23 protein-coding genes are annotated in these 19512 nt (G+C 39.5%); 8 read left to right on the top strand and 15 right to left on the bottom strand.

Annotation, left to right across the window (positions count from 1 at the left end; genetic code table 11):
* From fliR to THETH_RS03490, 9 genes are all read right to left on the bottom strand, one after another.
* A complete protein-coding gene (gene fliR, locus THETH_RS03530; protein WP_013932005.1) occupies positions 1–771 on the bottom strand; it encodes a flagellar biosynthetic protein FliR in 771 nt (256 codons plus the stop codon).
* A 1-nt stretch (position 772) separates the two neighbouring features.
* Complete coding sequence (gene fliQ, locus THETH_RS03525) at positions 773–1039, bottom strand: flagellar biosynthesis protein FliQ (protein ID WP_013932004.1); 267 nt, start codon at positions 1037–1039, stop codon at positions 773–775.
* A 3-nt stretch (positions 1040–1042) separates the two neighbouring features.
* Positions 1043–1801 carry a flagellar type III secretion system pore protein FliP gene (gene fliP / locus THETH_RS03520; RefSeq protein ID WP_013932003.1) on the bottom strand — a complete coding sequence of 253 codons (759 nt, stop codon included), beginning with the start codon at positions 1799–1801 and terminating at the stop codon, positions 1043–1045.
* The gene (locus THETH_RS03515) at positions 1798–2139 is read right to left on the bottom strand and encodes a FliO/MopB family protein (protein WP_013932002.1); all 342 of its coding nucleotides are present in this window, start codon (positions 2137–2139) and stop codon (positions 1798–1800) included. The genes fliP and THETH_RS03515 overlap by 4 nt, the downstream gene beginning before the upstream one ends.
* Positions 2140–2145: 6 nt before the next feature.
* The gene (gene cheY / locus THETH_RS03510; protein ID WP_013932001.1) at positions 2146–2505 is read right to left on the bottom strand and encodes a chemotaxis protein CheY; all 360 of its coding nucleotides are present in this window, start codon (positions 2503–2505) and stop codon (positions 2146–2148) included.
* Positions 2506–2522: 17 nt separating this feature from the next.
* Positions 2523–2972, bottom strand: coding sequence for a chemotaxis protein CheW (locus THETH_RS03505; RefSeq protein WP_013932000.1), 450 nt, complete (start codon positions 2970–2972; stop codon positions 2523–2525).
* A 16-nt stretch (positions 2973–2988) separates the two neighbouring features.
* Positions 2989–5013, bottom strand: coding sequence for a chemotaxis protein CheA (locus THETH_RS03500; protein WP_013931999.1), 2025 nt, complete (start codon positions 5011–5013; stop codon positions 2989–2991).
* 33 nt (positions 5014–5046) lie between these two features.
* The gene (locus THETH_RS03495) at positions 5047–6267 is read right to left on the bottom strand and encodes a CinA family nicotinamide mononucleotide deamidase-related protein (RefSeq protein WP_013931998.1); all 1221 of its coding nucleotides are present in this window, start codon (positions 6265–6267) and stop codon (positions 5047–5049) included.
* Between the two features lie 84 nt (positions 6268–6351).
* A complete protein-coding gene (locus THETH_RS03490) occupies positions 6352–6984 on the bottom strand; it encodes a bifunctional 2-keto-4-hydroxyglutarate aldolase/2-keto-3-deoxy-6-phosphogluconate aldolase (RefSeq protein ID WP_013931997.1) in 633 nt (210 codons plus the stop codon).
* A 161-nt stretch (positions 6985–7145) separates the two neighbouring features.
* Here THETH_RS03490 and murD point away from each other — a divergent pair, with 161 nt between their 5' ends.
* The 4 genes from murD to murC are packed head-to-tail and all read left to right on the top strand — an operon-like array spanning position 7146 to position 11862.
* Positions 7146–8426, top strand: coding sequence for a UDP-N-acetylmuramoyl-L-alanine--D-glutamate ligase (murD, locus tag THETH_RS03485; RefSeq protein ID WP_245530554.1), 1281 nt, complete (start codon positions 7146–7148; stop codon positions 8424–8426).
* A 3-nt stretch (positions 8427–8429) separates the two neighbouring features.
* Complete coding sequence (locus tag THETH_RS03480; RefSeq protein WP_013931995.1) at positions 8430–9515, top strand: FtsW/RodA/SpoVE family cell cycle protein; 1086 nt, start codon at positions 8430–8432, stop codon at positions 9513–9515.
* Positions 9512–10531, top strand: coding sequence for a UDP-N-acetylglucosamine--N-acetylmuramyl-(pentapeptide) pyrophosphoryl-undecaprenol N-acetylglucosamine transferase (locus tag THETH_RS03475; RefSeq protein WP_013931994.1), 1020 nt, complete (start codon positions 9512–9514; stop codon positions 10529–10531). Before THETH_RS03480 ends, THETH_RS03475 begins: the two co-directional genes overlap by 4 nt.
* A complete protein-coding gene (gene murC / locus THETH_RS03470; RefSeq protein ID WP_013931993.1) occupies positions 10528–11862 on the top strand; it encodes a UDP-N-acetylmuramate--L-alanine ligase in 1335 nt (444 codons plus the stop codon). The genes THETH_RS03475 and murC overlap by 4 nt, the downstream gene beginning before the upstream one ends.
* A gap of 22 nt (positions 11863–11884) precedes the next feature.
* On the opposite strand, the gene THETH_RS03465 is transcribed toward murC, so the two are convergent.
* From THETH_RS03465 to THETH_RS03455, 3 genes are read right to left on the bottom strand one after another with little or no spacing between them, the layout of a single operon-like run.
* Entirely contained in the window at positions 11885–13429 is a 1545-nt protein-coding gene (locus THETH_RS03465; RefSeq protein WP_013931992.1) for an ABC transporter permease, read from the bottom strand.
* 12 nt (positions 13430–13441) lie between these two features.
* On the bottom strand, positions 13442–14407 hold the full coding sequence (locus THETH_RS03460) for an ABC transporter permease (protein ID WP_013931991.1): 966 nt from the start codon (positions 14405–14407) through the stop codon (positions 13442–13444).
* Between the two features lie 58 nt (positions 14408–14465).
* Positions 14466–15203, bottom strand: a complete 738-nt coding sequence (locus tag THETH_RS03455; RefSeq protein WP_245530552.1) for an ABC transporter substrate-binding protein — start codon at positions 15201–15203, stop codon at positions 14466–14468.
* A 213-nt stretch (positions 15204–15416) separates the two neighbouring features.
* Between THETH_RS03455 and THETH_RS03450 the strand changes: the two genes are divergently transcribed.
* Both THETH_RS03450 and THETH_RS10760 read left to right on the top strand, forming a co-directional pair.
* Positions 15417–15608, top strand: coding sequence for a hypothetical protein (locus THETH_RS03450; RefSeq protein ID WP_013931990.1), 192 nt, complete (start codon positions 15417–15419; stop codon positions 15606–15608).
* Positions 15580–15744: a hypothetical protein gene (locus THETH_RS10760; protein WP_169310342.1), complete on the top strand. Its 165-nt coding sequence runs from the start codon at positions 15580–15582 to the stop codon at positions 15742–15744. Before THETH_RS03450 ends, THETH_RS10760 begins: the two co-directional genes overlap by 29 nt.
* A gap of 229 nt (positions 15745–15973) precedes the next feature.
* Here THETH_RS10760 and THETH_RS03440 read toward each other — a convergent pair whose 3' ends face one another.
* The 3 genes from THETH_RS03440 to THETH_RS03430 are packed head-to-tail and all read right to left on the bottom strand — an operon-like array spanning position 15974 to position 18463.
* The gene (locus THETH_RS03440; RefSeq protein ID WP_013931988.1) at positions 15974–16612 is read right to left on the bottom strand and encodes a ComF family protein; all 639 of its coding nucleotides are present in this window, start codon (positions 16610–16612) and stop codon (positions 15974–15976) included.
* Between the two features lie 10 nt (positions 16613–16622).
* On the bottom strand, positions 16623–17228 hold the full coding sequence (locus THETH_RS03435) for an IMP cyclohydrolase (protein WP_245530550.1): 606 nt from the start codon (positions 17226–17228) through the stop codon (positions 16623–16625).
* Positions 17229–17242: 14 nt separating this feature from the next.
* Entirely contained in the window at positions 17243–18463 is a 1221-nt protein-coding gene (locus THETH_RS03430) for a uracil-xanthine permease family protein (RefSeq protein ID WP_013931986.1), read from the bottom strand.
* Positions 18464–18643: 180 nt separating this feature from the next.
* Between THETH_RS03430 and THETH_RS03425 the strand changes: the two genes are divergently transcribed.
* Together THETH_RS03425 and THETH_RS10665 are read left to right on the top strand one after the other, a co-directional pair.
* Entirely contained in the window at positions 18644–18859 is a 216-nt protein-coding gene (locus THETH_RS03425; RefSeq protein WP_013931985.1) for a hyaluronan-mediated motility receptor (RHAMM), read from the top strand.
* Positions 18860–18926: 67 nt separating this feature from the next.
* The gene (locus THETH_RS10665; RefSeq protein WP_157723300.1) at positions 18927–19415 is read left to right on the top strand and encodes a transposase; all 489 of its coding nucleotides are present in this window, start codon (positions 18927–18929) and stop codon (positions 19413–19415) included.
* Positions 19416–19512 lie beyond the last annotated feature (97 nt).

Genomic DNA, 19512 nt, shown 5'->3' with positions numbered 1-19512 from the left:
TCAAAGATTTTTGACAAAATTCTCCACAAAATTCATCAGACGCACCGAAATTTGCGAAAAAACGTCCGCCCATACCGGTATCATCCCAAGAAACAAGATTAAACCAACCAAAATCTTTAAAGGCATTCCGACCATAAAAACGTTCATCTGCGGAATCAATCGTGAGAGTATTCCAAGTGCCAAAGTTACGACAAGCATGAACGCAATTATCGGAAAACCAAATTTCATCGCGACTACAAACATTTCTCCGCTTTTTTCCAAAACCAATGATACGATATTTGGCTTTAAAATCGTCTGTGACAAAGGTACTTTGCTGGTTGACTCAACAATTGCTTGCAGGAGCAACAAATGTCCGTTCAAAGCCACAAACACGTATAAACCAACAACGTAAACGAATTCTCCAAGGATTGGTGTTTCTTCACGCTGAGGATCGAAGACCGACGATAAAGCTAAAACCATCTGTGTTCCAAAAATTTCTCCAGCAATTGAGATAGCGGCAAAAGGTAATATTGCAAAAAAACCAATCAAAAACCCCAAAAAGTAGTTTGCCAGCATGGAAAGAACTAAACTCATCACGTTTATACTCAAAGGAATAACTTCGTTTATCATCGGAAGAGCCGCCCAGCTGAAAAACACCACAAGCGGAATTTTAAGCTGCAAGGGGAAAAACCAATCTGCAAAAAAAGGAGCGATCATGAACATGCCCGCTAACCTTGTAACAAACAAAACCCAAACCAAAAACTTGGTTTCAAGAAAGACTTTCCAATCCAACCTAGATCATTCCCATGTACTTTTCCAACAATTCCTGCGAATACTCAACAAGTTTTTGAAGCATCCAACTACCCAGCAAAGCCACTGTCAAAAGGACCAGAATAATCTTCGGAGCAAACGTCAATGTTTGTTCATGTATCTGCGTAACAGCTTGGAATATGCTTATCACAAGTCCTACGATCAAGCTGACCAACAAAGGCGGGGTTATAACCAAAATTACAGTTTGAACACCTTGCTTGACGATGTCCACAAAAACGTCTATCGTCATAGTTCATCCTCCCGCAAAGCTTTTTATCAATCCGGATATCAAAAGGTCCCAACCGTTCACCGCTACAAAGAGTAATACCTTGAAGGGAAGAGATATCAAAACAGGTGGAATCATTATCATACCCATGGCCAGAAGAATGCTCGAAACAACCATGTCTATGACTATGAACGGTATGTACAACAGCATTCCCATCTTAAAACCAAGCTCAAGTTCTCCAAGAACAAAAGCTGGAATCAAAATGCTGTTCGGAGCGTCTTCCAATTTGTCAAATTTTTGTCCAACAGACGATGCAAGCAAAAAAACTTTTCCTTCGTTGTGATGATTTTTAAGTTCATTTATCATGAAAATCCTCACTCGATTCATAATCCTGGAGAACATCTCTTGATAACCTATCTGCCCGTTCATGTAGGGTTGTAAAGCATTGTTGTAAATGTCATTCCAAACTGGCTGCATTATCAAAAAAGTCAGAAAAAGAGCCAATCCAACTAAAACTTGCGCCGGAGGAGTTTGTCGCGTACCGAGGGCATTCCTCAAAAACGAAAAGACAACTATTATCCTTGTAAAAGATGTGAACAAAACAAGAATACTCGGCGCAAGAGCTAAAACTGTCAATATAAGAAGTATTTCCAACGTTGTAACAAGATCTCGCGGGCTTTCTGCGGGTGATATACCTATCCTGATCGAAGGAAATGGAATTTCCTCTTGCGGGAAACCAGTCGTGAGAAAGAGCACCAAAAGCAAGGATAACAACAGCTTTCTCACTGATTTTCACCTTTCTTGCTTTTTCGCGCTATGTGCTTGAAGAAGATCTCGGAGAAAGAAGATTCTTTGGCTTGTTCCAAAGAACCCATTTCTTCCTCTGTCAACTTTTTCAAAACAGTTGCACCAGAAGGAGTTACAAGGATAAAATAATAGTCATCCATCAGTCTAACCAAAACAATCGAGGTAGATCTATCAAGGTAAAATCTCTCAACAACACGGATATTTTTCCCAAAAGATATCGTTTTTCGTCGGACAAAAAAATAAACGAACGCAAGAAAACCGATCAAAAGAAGAAAAGCCAAAAGAACTTGAAAAAAGAGCGCTCCTATAATCCCCACCTCGGTTTAACCAACTTTTTGAAGCGCTTCAATCACACGAGAGTGCTGGAAAGGCTTGACTATGAAATCCTTTGCACCAGCTTGGATGGCCTCAATAACCATCGCTTGCTGTCCCATAGCGCTGCAAACTATTATCTTGGCGTTGGGATCAATTTCTCGAATTTTTTTTATGGCTTCTATACCATTCATCTCCGGCATGGTTATGTCCATCGTGACGATATCAGGTTTTAGTTCCTTGTACTTTTCAACAGCTTCCACACCGTTTGCCGCTTCTCCAACAACTTCATACCCCGCTTTAGTTATTATGTCCCTCAATAGCATTCTCATAAAAGCTGCATCATCAACTATCAAAACCCTTTTTGCCATTTACAATGCCCTCCTTGTTAAACATGTTCATAAGCAGCTGTTAATTCCTCTAAGATTTTATCAAGACTAAGATATACAATCAATTCATCTCCTTTTTTGATAATACCTTTGCATTTTTCACCAAACTTATCCAGTTTGTACAGTTTTTCAACCTCTTCGATGCTACACCTTGTTACTCCCTTCACCTTTGAAACTGCAAAGCCTGCTTCTATTTCTTCCCAATTTACAACAACTATCTTTCCCACCTCTTCACTCGCTGAGTCTTGCAATCCAAGCAACTTTGGCAAGCTTATAACCGGAACAATCCTACCTCTCAAGTTCATAACCCCAAGAACTGTTGGTTTTGACCTTGGAACTGGGGTTATCTCTGCTTTATCAATAACCATGCTAACGTATTCGATATCAAAAGCCATTTCTTGATCTCCTATACTAAAAACAAACACTTCAAAAATCTTTTGTTCAGCCATGATAGCACCCCCAACATTACGCGATGTTTGTTACATCCAAAATCAAAGCAATACTACCGTCACCAAGTATTGCTCCACCACTGAAAAGTTTCACATCTGAGAAGATCTTGCCAAGCGATTTTATAACGATATCTTCTTGACCTATCAAGGTGTCAACAGCTATTCCTATTTTCCTATTTCCAGATCTAACTATAACTGTGTTATAAAAGCCATCTTGAAGTTCGTGTGGAATACCAAGCACTTCCCAAAGTTTCACAATAGGAACAATTTCACCTCTTATCACCGTAACCTCGCGATCCTGGATTTTCTTTATCTGCGAGCGATCAATGTTGAGAGTGCTGTCAATATTTGCAATAGGTATCGCGTAAACGTACTTTCCAACCTTAACAAGCAAAGCTTGTATTATTGCCAAAGTTAAAGGTAATCGTATTGTAACAGTAGTTCCTTTCCCTCGGACACTTTGTATACTCACTGAACCATTTAAAGATTCTACGACGTTCTTTACAACGTCCATCCCAACCCCTCTGCCAGAAAGTTCCGTCGCCTCAGACTTGGTCGAAAATCCTGGCAAGAACAAAAACTCATAAACTTTTTCGTCGGATAGAGATTCTGCTTGCGCTTCCGTTATTAAACCTTTTTCTATAGCTTTTTTCAAAACGGCGTTTCTATCTATTCCTCTTCCATCGTCCTTTACCTCTATTACAACGTTGTTACCCTCGTGCCTTGCGGAAAGCACAACTGTTCCAACGGCTGGTTTTCCCTTTGCCAAGCGCTCTTCCTTACTTTCTATACCATGGTCGATGGCGTTGCGCAACAGATGGAGTATCGGTTCGCCTATATCTTCAACAAACGTTCTATCAAGTTCTGTTTCCTCACCTTCGATGATGAAGTTTATCTCCTTGTTCAACTGTTTTGCCAAATCACGAACCATTCTTGGAAATCTGTTGAAAACAAAAGCGATTGGAACCATTCTCATTTTCATCACAACGTTTTGTAGATCAAGAGTTACTCTGGTTAGCTGGGCTAAACTTTCGTCAACTTCTTTTATGTTGTATTTTCTCAAGGTATCGGCAATTCTACTGCGAGAAATGACCAACTCACCCATGAGGTTCATAAGTGTGTCGAGTTTATCTATATCGACTCTAACAGTCTGTACAATTCTTTTACGTTTTGCAGTTTTAGATTCCTCTTCAACGGCTTGCTTTGTTTCCTCAACAGTTGGCTGAGGTTTCACATGTTCTTTGACAATTTCAACTTGTTGTTCTGGTGAAATGTCAGCTATCATCACCTTTTCTATTTCTGATATCGCTAACAGAGAATTTCTAAGATCTTCCTTTTCTTGCTTAGTCACAACGACTAATTCAACTTCAAGATCAAACTTTTCTTGTTCTATATCCTCAACGGATGGTAAAGAGCTGAGAATCTGTCCACCGTTGTCTTCGATCTGCTTGAAAACCATGAACATTCTAACAGCTTTAAACTGCGTCCCCTGTTCAAGCACAACTTTTACTTTGTAGGCATTGTAGCCTTGTTTTTTTGCCTCTCTTATCACGTTCAAAACTTCTGGAGATAGCTCTATTGAAAATTCGTTCATTTCCTCAGCCTTCGATGTCTTACTTTTCGCTTCTTGCTCAATGGTTTTTTCGGTATCTTGAGTAACTTTTGCACTTTCGAAGCTTTTGATCAATATTTCCATTTCTGCTTCCCCAACTTGATCCGTGCCTGTGTTCACAATCGAATTCAACATCTTGTCGAGTATATCTATGCTGGCAAACAACCCATCTAGATAATCCGAAGTCAAAGCTACTTTTTTGTTTCTAACTTTGTCCAAAAATTGTTCAACAACATGACAGAATTTTGACATCCTATCAAAACCCATTGTTCCGGCCATTCCCTTGAGCGTATGCAAAGCTCTGAAAGCTTCGTTGACAGCTTCCATGTTGTTTGGATCCTTTTCCAAAGCAAGTAAGCTATCGTTAAGAGTTTGAATGTATTCTTTGCTTTCAGCGATGAACACACTCAAATATTGCTCATTAACCATTTTTATTCCTCCTTGGGAGGATTCTACAAAATATCATATCATACCCTTCAACCTTTTCACAACTTCAAACAGTGCATGACCAGAAATTCTCATTCGAAAAATGTTTCTTTCGTGCGGATAAAAAAGCCTTATAACTTGGCAGTTGTTTTCGTATTTTACCGCAATATAAACAGTCCCAACGGGTTTGTCAACTGTTCCACCTGTCGGACCAGCTATTCCAGTCACCGCAACACATATATCTGCACCTGTTAGTTTTTCTATTCCCAAAGCCATTTCCATAGCACATTCTTGCGAAACAGCGCCAAATTTTTTCAGAGTATCACTTGAAACTCCAAGTACCTTTATTTTAACGTCGTTATCGTAAGCCACAACACTTCCTAAAAAAACTTGTGAAGCACCAGGAACTGAAACTATCCTTGAGGATATCAAACCTCCTGTGCACGATTCGGCAACCGCAAGCTTTTTACCACGTTCTTTGAGTAAATTAACCACCACTTCCTCGAGCTTTAAATCTCCGAATCCCACAAAGGCTTCTTTAAACTTTTTGATAAGCTTTTCTGCAAACTCATTTACCTTGCAAGATATAGATTTGTTGGCAATCAATCTAACTTTAACACCGTTGTCGTAAGTGGCCTGCGTGGTAACCTTGATTTCTTTAGAAGGTTCCAGCTGCGAAATTGTTTCATCGATGACTGATTCTGGTATCCCAAAGAAGGTCATCACAACTATAATGAGATCTTCAGAAGCTTTTAAATCATTTACAATCTTTTCAAACATTGGAATTAATTCCTGAGGCGGGCCAGGTAGAATCACGATTTTTTTGCCGGGTAATTCTATCAACTGACCAGGAGCTGTTCCCACTTCGTTTGGAATTACTTTTGCACCTTCTATAACCTCTGCTTGCTTCACGATGTTCTCAGGAATTTTAGAGTAATATTTTTTCACCCTATCTAGAATTTTATTGGCTAACTCTTGATCAACGTAAAGAGATCTATTCAAAGCTTTTGCAACAGCTTCCCTTGTTTTGTCATCCTCTGTTGGTCCCAATCCACCTGTTATGATCAGTAAATCGTTATCCAAAAGCTCTTGGCTTACAGTCGAGGAAATCAAATCAAGATCGTCATCGAGCATTAGAACCTTCTTGACCACAAAACCTCTCTCTGCAAGTTTCTCACATATATATTTTGCGTTTGAATTCAAAGTACGTCCCTCAACAAGCTCGCTCCCAGTGTTTATAACAACGGCTTTTTGCAAAAGCACCACCTCATTTAAAGATTATACCCAACAAAAAAAGGGCAAGATACCGTGTCTTGCCCCCAAAATTTTGTTTTTCAAAATTTAAGTTTCCTTTTCTTTTCTTGCCTCAGCTATGAGTTGCACAAATTTTCTGGCAGTCTCTACTATCTGCTCTCTAGTTCCCTTCGTTAAACCGCCGCCGACACCTACAGCCACCGCTCCAGCTTTAATCCATTCTTTGACGTTGTCAAGTTCCACACCGCCAGTTGGTATGAGTTTTGCCTGTGGCAGAGGACCGTGTATTGCCTTAATGTAAGAAGGTCCGACTGCCGATGCTGGGAAAAGCTTCATCAAAGGCACACCCAATTCCAATGCTCTCACTATTTCCGTTGGTGTCAAAACTCCGGGAATATAAGGTACCCTGTGTTTGTTACAAAGAAGTGCTGTTTCCTCTGAAAGATTTGGTGCGATAATGTACCTCGCTCCAGCCTCGATTGCTATTTTAGCAGTGTAGGGATCAAGAACCGTTCCTGCTCCAAGGAGAATTTCTTTACCAAATTCTTTGTCAAGTTGATAAATTACTTCAGCTGCGTGGGGAACGCTAAAAGTCACTTCTATGGCAACTATTCCACCTTCTTTACAAGCTCGACAGATCTCTATAGCCCTTTCAGGAGTCTCTGCACGAATAACCGCAACAATACCTGATTCAATGATCCTATCAACAACCTGTAACATCAATTTTCCCTCCTTTTGTTGTTCATCCACACATAGTATAAGCTTTTGATTGAACAAAAGTCAATTTTTTTAACTATTTAGAAAGAAAAGCTTTTCAAATGAACGTTGCTTCATTCGAGCGAAAATTTTATAATTGAACTTGCTGGAGGAATGATATTTTGTTGTATGCACTAGTGGGTTATGGCATCAGCAACAAAGAATTGTGTAAAGTTCTTCGACAGTTGGGTCACAATGTTTTTGTGAGTGAAATTCGTTTGCTCAACTTAGAGGAAAAAACGGAACTTGAATCACTTGGTGTTGAATATGAAGAAGGGCAAAACAGTGACGCAATTTTGAGGGCTGATCGAATCGTTGTAAGTCCGTCTGTTAAACCGGACCATCCTGTCGTTTCCAAAGCAGATGAAAAAGTGCTGACAGATCTTGATGTAATTCTTGCTTTGAAAAAGCCAAAAGTCGTAATAGGGATCACTGGAACCAATGGGAAAACCACAACCTGCAGTATGTTAACACACGCTTTGAAAAAAGCTGGAAAGAGTGTCGAATGTCTTGGTAACATAGGTAATCCCATCGCAAAACTTGTGGAAAAAGACATAGATTACTTGGTGCTTGAACTTAGCAGCTTCCAACTTTTTTGGAGTAGAAAATTACCGATTGATATTGGCGTGATCACTAACATAAAGCCAAACCATTTGGATTGGCATCCAAGCTTTGAACATTATTATCGCTCAAAGCTGAAATTGTTCGATTTCTCTTCTATAAGAGTTTACAACTCGCAAGATCCTTTACTTTCCTCACTGGCAATGTCTTACGATAACACGGTTGGCTTTGATCGGATAAAAGCAAACAAACAAGAAAAAACCATTGAGCTGGAAGGAAAACTTTATCCATTTTCAAATGCAAACTTGTACACCACGCAGAATCTTTGGAACTTATCGGCAGTAGTTCAAGTGCTGAGAATAATTGGATTTCAAATAAGCGAGGCTTTAAAACTTTTGGAAGATTTCACCCCGCCAAAACACAGGATGCAATTTGTTGCTGAAATCAACGGGGTTAGCTTTTACAACGATTCAAAATCCACAAGTGCCGCTGCAACTATCGAAGCATTGGAAAACTTTGAAGATAAAAAAGTCGTGTTGATACTAACAGGTAAAGGAAAAAACGAAAATTATGAACCTTTGATAAACAAAATTTGTGAAAAAGCAAAAGCAGTCGTAATGTTTGGAGAAATGGCTAGTTTGATAAAAGACCTGATAGAAAAAGCAAATGTTCAAAGCAAAATCGTGGAAAACATGGATCAAGCTGTAAAAGAAGCCTTTTCAATGGCAGAACCAGGCGAAGTTGTTTTACTTAGCCCTGCAGGAGCAAGTTTTGATCTTTACAAGAACTATACCGAAAGGGGAGAACATTTTGAAAGGGTGGTAAAATCTTTGCTGGGGGGTTAAATTTTGTCGGAACAGTTGTCAATTGTTTTTGTCGTGGCTATTCTGATCGTAGTTGGAATGATCTTGATATCAAGTGTTGATGTAGCTTCTCAGCTTGTTTTATTTGGAAATTTGCATAGAAACATTTTGAAAAAGCACATTGAAAATCTTGTGATCGGTGTACTTGTCATGACGATAACTACCATGATAGACTACAAAATACACGAAAAAATCTCAGGCTTTTATTATCTTTTATCCATAAGCTTGCTCTTCACGCCATTTTTTTATTCTCCAGCTGGTGGATCAAGACGTTGGATTGACTTAGGTGCTTTCAACTTTCAACCCTCTGAATTTGCAAAGTTAGCCCTCATAATCTTTTTATCAAGTTATATTTCGCACAATAAACAACATATGAAAGAATTTTTCAAAGGTTTTCTAATTCCGCTACTTCTGATCTTTCCAATGGTTGTTTTAGTTTTTCTCGAACCAGATATGAGCACAGCCTCCATAATGTTTGCCTTGACTTTGCTTTTACTTTACTCTCATGGTGCAAACGGGTTTTACGTGCTTGCAACTGTAATTTCTTCAATTGTTGTGCTTTTTGTTTGTGCAAAAATGAATCTATTTTTTCACGACTATCAACTTTGGCGTTTGAAAGTTTTCTTTGAAGAGCAAATTCCTCAGCAACTTGCCAAAGCTTTGCAAGCCATTAAAGAAGGAGGGCTAGTTGGGAAAGGTGTTGGACTTGGGAACGTCAAGCTTGCAGTTCCGGCGGTGGTTACAGATTTTATTCTGGCGGTTGCTGGGGAAGAATTTGGTATCATTGGTATAATCGGTATAACCTTGTTGTTTTTAATTTTGATTTTTATACTTCTAAAGAGCATTGAAAAACTTTCCGATACATTTGCAACATCTTTTATCACAGGTTATGCCTTTTTGATATTACTTCAAGTTTTGGTGAACCTTGGGGTTATCACTGGACTTGTACCAATCACTGGAGTAACCTTGCCGTTCATCAGCTACGGAGGAAGCTCAATGGTCACAATGCTTTGCGGTTTTGGGATAGTTATCAACATTTTGACAAGGAGGGAGGAAGAGGAACAAAGATGAAAATAGCAGCTGCAGGAGGGGGAACAGGTGGACATCTTTACCCAGCTTTGGCTGTTTTGGAGTCCATTGTAAAAATTAAAGATATTGATGTCGTTTATTTTTGTGTAGCGCGCGGTTTAGAGAACAAGATAATACCGCTTGAACATCCTGAGTACAAAAGAGTTGTTGTTGATATAATGGGATTGAAAAGACCGATAATCAACCCTGTGAATATAAAAAGGCTATTGAAAATTGCTAAAATTAAGAGTATGATTTCTTCGGAAACAAAAGAATGTGACTTCGGCTTTTTGACAGGTGGATATGTATCGTTTCCGGTTGGTAAAGCTTTGCTTTCGCAGCACAAGCCCATTTTCATACAGGAACAAAACATCGTACCAGGTTTGACGAACAAAGTTTTGAGCAAAAATGCAAGGAAAATATTCGTGGGATTTGAAGAAACTGTAAGGTATTTTCCTCGATCTGTCAGAAAAAACGTAATCGTCACTGGAAATCCAATAAGAATCAAAGAAAATGATGAATGGAATGAAGCAAAAGATTTCGTTCTAGTCATGGGAGGAAGCAAAGGTAGCGAATTCTTAAATTCAATTATGGAACAAATCTATTCCATAGACCATGAAACTACCTTCGTCCATATAACCGGCGATTCAAATTGGACTAAAAGACTGTCGAAGTTCAAAAACGTGCTGGCTTACGACTACATATATTCAATGGCATCTGTGTGGCGCAGAGCTAGGTTGGTGATTGCAAGGGCAGGTGCTTTAACTGTAAGTGAAATGTTGTATTTTGGAGTTCCAGGTGTTTTGATACCGTGGGAGGGTTCAGCAGGAAGACATCAAGTTAAAAACGCAATGTACCTAGAAAAAACAGGAAGGGCTGTTGTGCTGAGGCAAAAAGATTGCAACCGTGATAACCTTCTAGCTGCTTTGAAAAAAGCTCAAAGATTGCAACGACAAGAAGAAAAAAAAGATAACCCAGCCACGCAGATTGCAAAAATTATTTTGGAGGAGATTCTATGAAAATACATTTTGTTGGAATCGGCGGTATTGGAATGAGTTCTTTGGCTTTGCACTCTCACTTTGAAGGCAAGCTTGTCTATGGTTCGGATTTGTATGAAAATGAACAAATTAGGCTTCTACAAAAATTAGGTGTAAAGGTATTTCTCGGACACAGTTACAACAACTGGTTGAATCCGGATTTGGTAGTTTACACTCCTGCGGTTCACAAAGATAATCCGGAGATATCAAGAGCGAAGGAAGAACACGTACCAGTGATTAACAGGTTTGAGTTTTTACGCTCAATTGTACAAAGACATCTTCAATATGCAGTCACCGGCTCGGATGGTAAAACTACAACCACCGCCATGTTGGCCCATGTGTTGAAAACAATAGGTGAAAATCCCACAGTCTTTTTGGGTGGACTTCATACCTCTCTTGAGTATGGCAATTACAGAAAAGGATGCGAAAAAGTCGTTTATGAACTTGATGAAAGTCAACCTGAATTTTGTAATTTTTCTCCAAACTATCTCATCATAACGAACGCCAGAGGAGATCACATGGAGAATTTTAAATCTGATCCTTCATTCTATAAAAAATGTTTTGAAAATCTTGTTTTGAACACAAAGGATTTAGCAGTTACATATCGCGAGGATGAAACCACAGGAAAGCTTGGGCATCTAACCTTTGGCAAAACCGCTGGCGTGTGTAGACTTTTGGAACGTAAGGTAAATAGGTTGGTACAAGCGGCAACTATAGAACTAGATGGAAAAAAATACGAACTGATTTTGAAAGTCCCAGGCGAACACAACGTTTTAAATGCGATGGCAGTTATAACTTTACTTTGGGCAATTGGACACGATGTTTTAGCTGTAATCAAAGCTCTTGAGAGCTTTGTCAACACCTACAGAAGGTTCACTGTTACAGTAATCGATGAAGAACGAAGAATCTTTGTGGTCGATGATTATGCCCATACACCAGACGAGATTCAATGTTTGCTTAAAGCAGCACAAGAAAGATTTCCAAACGAAAAGAAGGTTGTTGTGTTCCAACCTCATCGCTACACGCGCTTGGCAAGGGAAGATGGAAAATTTTCCCGTGCGTTAGAGCTTGCAGATGAAGTTTACGTTACAGAAGTTTACGATGCGTTCGAAGTTGATGTTCCAAAAATTTCGTCGAAGATTATAGTCGAAGGTCTGATAACGAGTGGAAAAAAAGCTTTCTATGTACCTTCGCTGGACTTGGTGGAATCCCTGCTACCTGTTACCGAAAACACCGTCTATCTTTTCGTTGGAGCAGGAGATGTTATAAAAGCCAGTCAAAGATTTGTCCAAACGATAAAAAAGAAAAATTAAGCGGTCCTTTCGGACCGCTTTTTTATCCAAGCGATCTAGGATCAAGCGCGTCTCTTAAAGCATCACCCACTGTGTTGAAGGATAGACAAGTTATTATTATGAAAAGTCCTGGAATAAGCAACCAAGGTGCTCTTGTTATCACATAGACATCCTGTGCTTGTGCAAGCATTAATCCCCAAGATGCATATGGCTCTCTTATTCCAAGTCCAAGAAAGCTCAAACCCGCTTCACCAAGGATATAACCTGGAATTCTCAACGTTGATGCAACAATCAAGTAAGTTGCGGTATTCGGCAAAACATGGCGAGTTAAAACTTTCCAATTTGGAAGACCTATTGCAATAGCTGCTTCAACAAATTCCCTTTGCCTGATTGAAAGAACCATACCTCTTATGACACGCGATGTACCAGCCCATCCAATAAACGCTAAGATGAAAACTAAAAGGATGTATATCTGAGTTGAAGGTAAATCAAGAGGAAGCATCGCCCGAAGCATGATCAAAAGGTAAAAGTTAGGTATTGACATTATTATTTCGGCAAACCTCATCAATGCTTCGTCGATCAGTCCACCATAGTAACCAGATATTCCTCCGAAAACCATAGCAAGAGCAAAAGTAATCACCATTCCAATGAAACCTATTGAAAGCGATATTCTCGAAGCAAAAACTATTCGAGACCAAACGTCTCTTCCATACAAATCCGCACCCATTATGAACAATTTTACATACGGATTGTTATCGTAATTATCTACTCCAAATAAATGAACACTCAAAGGAAACAACCAAAACAACTTCCCAGTCCAGCTTTTTACAAACCACTTGACAGGATAAATCTTGTAATCATAGTCAACTATTTTTCCTGTTACTATTTGCGGCCTTCCATCTTTTCGAATAACTATACTTTCTATCGTTTCCGTTATAGCCACAGCTTCTATTTGTTCTTCATCTGTCAATCCAAACCGAGAACCATAAGATTTGAAATAAACCTCTTGTGCTACAGCAGAACTTGTTTCAAAACGCGCCTGACCTTTTGCCAAGGCTTCGTCATTATATCCAAACAAAAGATATTCGGCAATCCTTGGACTTCGCTTTACATCAACCCATTCTCCATTGATCTTTATGCTTTCAACAGATGAAATTTGAAACCTTATGCTTTCCACACCATCTTTTCCAAGTTCGTAAGCTTCTCTTTGGCCATCTGGTTTTTCCACGACTATTCTGCTTGGAAAAAGCATTTCTTTATAAGTTCTCTCATAAGTAACTTTGTCGACAAAACTAATAATTGGAAGAATATAAGGTTTAACTTTCTGTCCTTTGTAAGTCCTATGAATTTTTGTAGGAGGAGCATAGGTATGTCTTAAAGACTGTTCCAAAGGATCATATGGTGCAAGAAAATCTGCAAACAGAGCCATGATATATAGCACAATCAATATTACAAGCGCCACAACTCCTAGCCTGTGCTTTAGAAACGCTCTCCAAATGAGCTGTCCCCTTGAAAGATATTTTTCCTGAAAATCAACTTCTTCACTGATAAGTTCTTTTTCCATCACTTTACCGTTGACTTCCGCCATCATTGATCCTCCTTAAGAAAGTCTTACACGTGGATCTACAAGTGCAAGGAGTATATCAGCTACAAGGTTTCCAATTACCAAAAGAATAGCGCTGATCAAACCACTGGCTATAACAAGATACATATCTTGTTGTATCAACGCTTGATAAATCAACCTTCCCATACCTGGCCAACCAAAGACATTTTCTATAAACAATGCCCCTCCTAAAAGACCAGAAATGCTAAAGCCAAGGAAAGTTATCATTGGGTTGATAGCATTTCTAAGTGCGTGCTTGTATATAACAACCCTTTCAGGCATTCCCTTCGCACGTGCAAAAATCACGTAATCTTCGTTCAAAACATCTAGCAATGATCCCCTCATGTATCTCATCAAACTCGCAAAAGATCCCAAACTCAAGGCAGCCACAGGAAGAATCATATGCCACAAAACATCTTTGAATTTTTCCCAAGCAGATAACTGAGGATAATTGATCGAAATCATACCAGATATTGGGAACCATCCAGTTTTCGCCGCCAAGTACAGCATCAAAAGCCCCAAGAAAAATGAAGGTGTTGCAATAAGGGTCAGAGCAAATACGGTTAAAATTCTATCACCTATAGAATACTTCTTCAGCGCCGAATATATTCCTGTTCCTATGCCAAGCCCCCACGAGAAAAGCAGCGATGTTACGGAAAGTAAAAGCGTCGCATTGACCCTTGCCCAGATCAAACTTGACACAGGCCTACGGTAATAGAAAGAGTATCCCAAATTACCCTTGAACAAGTTCTTCAACCAAGTCAAATATTGAATTATAGCAGGTTTGTCCAACCCATATTCTTTTCTCATCGCCTCAAGTGTTTCCTGAGAAATGGTTGGATCCAACTTGAATTGATCTAAAAAATCTCCAGGAGCAGCATACATGATCATGAAGACCAAAAAAGATATCACAAGCAATTCTGGTATGGCAATTACAAGTCTTCGAGCGATATACTTAAGCAATTTTTCCTCACCCCTTGCAGTTTATGGGGTGGGGAAAAACCCCACCCCGATGTGATTTTTACTGTTTTTTCCAGATCCAATCGATGTTCCAAAGCATTCCACCAAATGCGGTTGGTTCAACATTTTGTAGTTTATTTGTGTATGCGTACAAATAATCTTGTTGGAACGTGTAGATCAGAGGCAAGTATTCTGAAACGAGTTCTTGGAACCTTGAGAACATTTCGAAGACTTTCTTTTGATCAAGTATTCTGACGTTTTCTGCAAAGATTCTATCGATCTCAACTTCCCACCACGGCGCCTCGTAAATGGCTGGATCGACAAATGGTTTGACTTCTGGATGGAAATTCCAGAAATGTAATGTTCCTTTCAAAGCCCAAACGTTTCTTCCACCTTGCGGTTCATCAGATCCAGTCAAACCAATGACTATGGCTTCCCAATCACCGGTGTTCAACATTTTTTCGACAAGCAAGTTGAAATCAAGTGGCACAAAGGTGACCTTCATACCAAGCTTTGCAAGCTCATCTCTTAAGATATTGCAGATTCCCTCGCGTACAGTATTTCCTGCGTTAGTCATAAGAATGAACTCTACCTTGTTGCCATTTGCATCTATAAGGTTGCCTTGTGCATCCCACTTGAATCCACCAAGTTCAAGCATCATTCTTGCATAATCCAAATCATATGGATATTTTCTCAAAACGGCGTCGTTGTAATAAGCAGCCGCTGCTTCGCTTATTGGTCCCCACTGTGGTCTTCCAAGTCCAGCCAACAGAGTATCTATCATGAGATCTTTCGGCATAGCATAAGCGACAGCTTTCCTGAAGTATTCGTTTCTAAACCACGATCTTTTAACGGAGGTGTCAACTTAAGCCGGGGAATAAGATAAAATAAACGGGAACCAACTCTTCTCACCGAAAGGAGGTTCCCGTAAAGATGAAAGTTACAACAACAAACATCACCGAGTACCTATACCAAATTATACCAAACCTTTTTCAAAGACAAAGAGTTCCACATGAGGCGAAAGTATGAACTTGCATTAAGGAAGGCAGCAGCCATAATTGGAGTCAGTCATGAAGCCTTGAGGAAATGGTGGACAAGAATGAAAGAAGAGATATTTGCTGAGAAGATAGAAGGCAATGCAGTAGTAGCTATAGACGAGATGAAGGTGAACATAAATGAGGTTTGGGGAAAGAAGTCTTGTTGAGAGTGTGATAGGGATAACAAGGTACAAGCTGAGGCGTTTTAACATAAGCAGGTTATGGTACAAGAGGAGGGATGAGGACATAGTGAAGTGGCTATTTCCATTTCTTCTATTAGTGCAGTTTTCCTTCTTAAGTTGACAGGTCCAATTATTCTATCATCAAATACTTGTACGCACCGTTCATCGGGACGTTCCAAAAGTCTATATTTAATCTTCATTTCTGCTAGTAGATCAAAAACAGATTTTTTTAGTTGCTCATTGCATTCAAAGTAAAAACTAAACTTTGGCTTTTCAGAAAACCTCAAAGCCAATATGATTACAACTAACAAAGTCAGCACACCAATCAAACTAATCTTTTTATTCATATTTCAACGCTGCACAATAGCTAAACAATAAACTGTCACGTTTCTAGCACCATTGTTTTTTAGAACATGCACGCATTCTGCGACAGTTTTACCAGTTGTAAAAACATCGTCAATCAACACAATGTCACCACTTATTTGTCCAACAGGATATATCATACCATCCACAATTCTAATTCTATCATTTCCCGCAATTCCACGTCTACTAGTTTTAGCTTTAGATTCGAGCAATTTTTTTGCAGGTATCTTCAAAGCTTTTGATAGATTTTCAGCCACAAGCCGCATTGTTTCAAAACCTCGTTCTTCAGTGGCTTTATAACTTGACGGAACCCATGTTAATAAATCAGCTGAAGATGGATAACGAGTTATCAAATCTGCCATACAATATGCAATAACCTTGGAAAGCCGCCAGTGCTTGCCGTTTTTGTAAGCAAGAATCAAATCGCGTAGCTTTGACTCATATTTACCATAGAAATAAGCCGTGAAAAACTTCGATTTGTGAACTATCGGCAAAGGACCATTTTTTATTTCTTTTTCGCACGTTTGACAAAGAAGCTCTTTAATTCCAATTCTTTTTCCACACAACGGACAAGAATTGGGAAAGAATTCAAGAAAAACTTTTTCCAAAAAAGAAAGAACAATCATAAATCTTCCTTTACAACTCGACAGCAAAAAGCTGTGCCAAAATTTGACTAACCTGCATATCATATTCTGCGCATTTTTTGAAAGCTTTGACGCACAGTTTTCTTCTGTGATAAAGTGTTATATCCCCACATTTTTCTATCGAATCAAGTATCTCTTTAAAGTCATTGTAATCGCAAACTGGAACCACGTTTCTATAATTTTTTGCAGCTGCCCTCAACAAGGCAACCCCACCGATGTCGATTCTTTCGAGCAATTGCTTTTCGTCCGTGGTTGATTCATAATTCAAAGGTCTTAAATTTACCACAACCATGTCGATCGGTTCAACACCAAGTTTTTTCAACTGATCTATGTGTTCTTCTGTAGACTTTGCCAATATAGCCGCAAAAATTCGATGATGAATTGTCTTCAACGATCCATCCAGTAAATTGGAAGAACCAGTTAGCTCCTCTATTGGTTTCACTGGAATATTGTGGCTTGCCAAAAAAGAAGCAGTACCTTGAGTGGCTATAATTTCAATTCCCTTACCACTCAAGGCACTGACAAAATCAAGTATTCCTGTCTTATCCCAAACACTGATTAAAACTCTATGAATATTCAGCTTCCTTCCTCCCAGCAAAATTGTAGCAAATTTTAACAATCGTTGGCAAATTTATCTGGTATTAAAATGTTGGCCAATATACCAACAATCGCTGCAAGACTGATCCCTTTAAGCTCAACTACTCCAATTTTGAAGGAAGCTCCTCCCAGGCCTATCGTGAGAATCAAAGAAGCTACAAGCAAATTTTTTGGTTTTGAAAAATCAACCTTTGCGTTTACCAAAGTCCTTATTCCAATTGATGCAATCATTCCAAAAAGTATCAAACTGATTCCACCAATCACTGAGCTTGGAAGAGTTCTAAGCACAGCACCAAATTTTGCAATGAACGATGCAACAATTGCTAGCAAAGCCGCCCCTCTTAAAACCCTTGGATCATAAACTCTTGTGAGCGCTAGAACTCCTGTGTTTTCACTGTAAGTTGTGTTTGCAGGCCCTCCAACCAAACCTGCAACAGATGTGGCAAGGCCATCACCAATCAAGGTTCTGTGAAGTCCAGGGTATTCGAAAAAGTTCTTTCCAACCACAGCCCCATTGGTAGTTATATCCCCTATATGCTCCATAACTGTTGCCAAAGCCACAGGTGCGATTGTAACAATTGCTGACCATTCAAAAATTGGGAGCATGAACTTTGGTATATCAAACCAGCTTGCTTGTTGAATAGGGGTAAAATCAACCTGACCAGTGAATATTGAAACAAGGTATCCAACTGAAACACCTATTAGAACAGGTACAAGATTCCAAAAGCCTTTTAAAACTGCCGAAACTATTATTACAGTGATTATTACAACTGCAGCAATAAACCAATTGCTACTAGCCATCTGAATTGCCACAGGACTTAAGGTCAAACCAATCAAAATGATTATTGGACCAGTGACAACAGGAGGAAAGAGTTTTTTGACCTTTTCGACTCCCACGAGCCAAGCTAAAAGCGCAAAAAGAAGATAAACCAGTCCTGCTATCACAATACCTCCAGTTGCATAGCGCAGGTCTTTAAACCTTTCCTTGACAAGAAGAACAGGAGCAATGAAAGCAAAACTTGAACCTAGAAAAACAGGGACAGCACCTGCAGTGCACGCGTGAAACACAAGGGTACCTAAACCTGCCGTGAAAAGAGCTACAAGTGGATCAAGACCTGTTAACAATGGTACAAGAACGGTGGCTCCAAACATAGCAATGAAGTGTTGCAAAGATAGGGCGAAAAACTTCCATCCAGTGACTTTCTCTTGAACAAGGGGGACCGGGTTATCAATCATACACTAATCCTCCTTTCTGCCCTCACTGGAGCAGTTTAAAGGAACGCGTTCTTCTAAATTTTACCTTCGAGAGTTTATTTGGTCAAGTACCAAGTGAGTGTGTTCGAAAAAAGGGCTTGAATATTCCGAAGATGAGATATAATCCTTAAAAACACTTCACCGAAGGAAGGAAGACTCTGTATGAGGAGAAAATATTCACTGAAAAGATTATCCGTGAAGATGATTAAGAGTTTACTGCAACTTATTGAGGATGAGCTGAAAGAGACTTGTTGTAAGAAGAAACGTGGCAGACCAAGAGAATACTCTGAGAGAAGGTCGTTTAGAGACACGGTTTTTTATCTTGAAGAGATATTCAAAAAGAAGATGCCTGCGATTTCAACGCTTCATTATTGGTAGGTGAAAAGCTTGAGCAGATAGTAGTAGATGGAACAGGCTTTGGATACGATGACAAGCAAAGGCTGAGTTGGATGAGGGGAAGGAAGAAAAAGGGGAAGCAATACTTGTAGGGGTAAGGATGGGACCAGCATACAGTGACGAGAGGAAACTTTTGTTGGGATTGATGGAGAGGACGTGGGTAAAGGCTGGATGTGTGATAGGGGATGCACTTTACAGGATGAGTGTGGAGCTACTGGGGAGATTACTTGAGCGGGCGGAACTTGTGCTGGTTCCGGTGAGGGATACATTACACACGAAGGTTAGGAATCCTTTGAGGGGTAAGGTGAAAGAGATGTACGAAACCAACAGGGAGAAGTACAAGGAGAGGTATGTAGTTGAGCAAGTGATAGGGAAGATAAAGAATGCGTATGGCAGATGTGAAGGTACAAAGAGCATGCAGATGGCGAAGAAGAGGATATGGGTGAAGATGATACTGTACAACTGGGTAAAGGTAATATTTTTGTTGTTGTTTATTAGGAGGGTATATTTTTGTCGAGGGTTATTTGAAACACTTTGATTGATGGGACAATAAGTGTATTCCTGATTTTTCGAACAGACTCCCAAGTTGTTTGACAAAATTTTTTCATGAGTGTATAATAAACAAGGATATTGTA

This window comes from Pseudothermotoga thermarum DSM 5069 (genome assembly GCF_000217815.1).
Classification (GTDB): Bacteria; Thermotogota; Thermotogae; order Thermotogales; family DSM-5069; genus Pseudothermotoga; species Pseudothermotoga thermarum.
The sequence above is the reverse complement of the archived record's forward strand: the minus strand, read 5'-3'. Positions and strand labels throughout refer to the sequence as shown.

What these genes read in the sequence shown, in the direction of transcription:
- fliQ (WP_013932004.1), bottom strand. Translation starts at nt 1,039, where the DNA reads ATGACGATAGACGTTTTTGTGGACATCGTCAAGCAAGGTGTTCAAACT.
- cheY (WP_013932001.1), bottom strand. Translation starts at nt 2,505, where the DNA reads ATGGCAAAAAGGGTTTTGATAGTTGATGATGCAGCTTTTATGAGAATG.
- THETH_RS03505 (WP_013932000.1), bottom strand. Translation starts at nt 2,972, where the DNA reads ATGGCTGAACAAAAGATTTTTGAAGTGTTTGTTTTTAGTATAGGAGAT.
- THETH_RS03500 (WP_013931999.1), bottom strand. Translation starts at nt 5,013, where the DNA reads ATGGTTAATGAGCAATATTTGAGTGTGTTCATCGCTGAAAGCAAAGAA.
- THETH_RS03490 (WP_013931997.1), bottom strand. Translation starts at nt 6,984, where the DNA reads ATGTTACAGGTTGTTGATAGGATCATTGAATCAGGTATTGTTGCGGTT.
- THETH_RS03475 (WP_013931994.1), top strand. Translation starts at nt 9,512, where the DNA reads ATGAAAATAGCAGCTGCAGGAGGGGGAACAGGTGGACATCTTTACCCA.
- murC (WP_013931993.1), top strand. Translation starts at nt 10,528, where the DNA reads ATGAAAATACATTTTGTTGGAATCGGCGGTATTGGAATGAGTTCTTTG.
- THETH_RS03465 (WP_013931992.1), bottom strand. Translation starts at nt 13,429, where the DNA reads ATGGCGGAAGTCAACGGTAAAGTGATGGAAAAAGAACTTATCAGTGAA.
- THETH_RS03455 (WP_245530552.1), bottom strand. Translation starts at nt 15,203, where the DNA reads ATGCCGAAAGATCTCATGATAGATACTCTGTTGGCTGGACTTGGAAGA.
- THETH_RS03450 (WP_013931990.1), top strand. Translation starts at nt 15,417, where the DNA reads ATGAGGCGAAAGTATGAACTTGCATTAAGGAAGGCAGCAGCCATAATT.
- THETH_RS10760 (WP_169310342.1), top strand. Translation starts at nt 15,580, where the DNA reads ATGAGGTTTGGGGAAAGAAGTCTTGTTGAGAGTGTGATAGGGATAACA.
- THETH_RS03440 (WP_013931988.1), bottom strand. Translation starts at nt 16,612, where the DNA reads ATGATTGTTCTTTCTTTTTTGGAAAAAGTTTTTCTTGAATTCTTTCCC.
- THETH_RS03430 (WP_013931986.1), bottom strand. Translation starts at nt 18,463, where the DNA reads ATGATTGATAACCCGGTCCCCCTTGTTCAAGAGAAAGTCACTGGATGG.
- THETH_RS03425 (WP_013931985.1), top strand. Translation starts at nt 18,644, where the DNA reads ATGAGGAGAAAATATTCACTGAAAAGATTATCCGTGAAGATGATTAAG.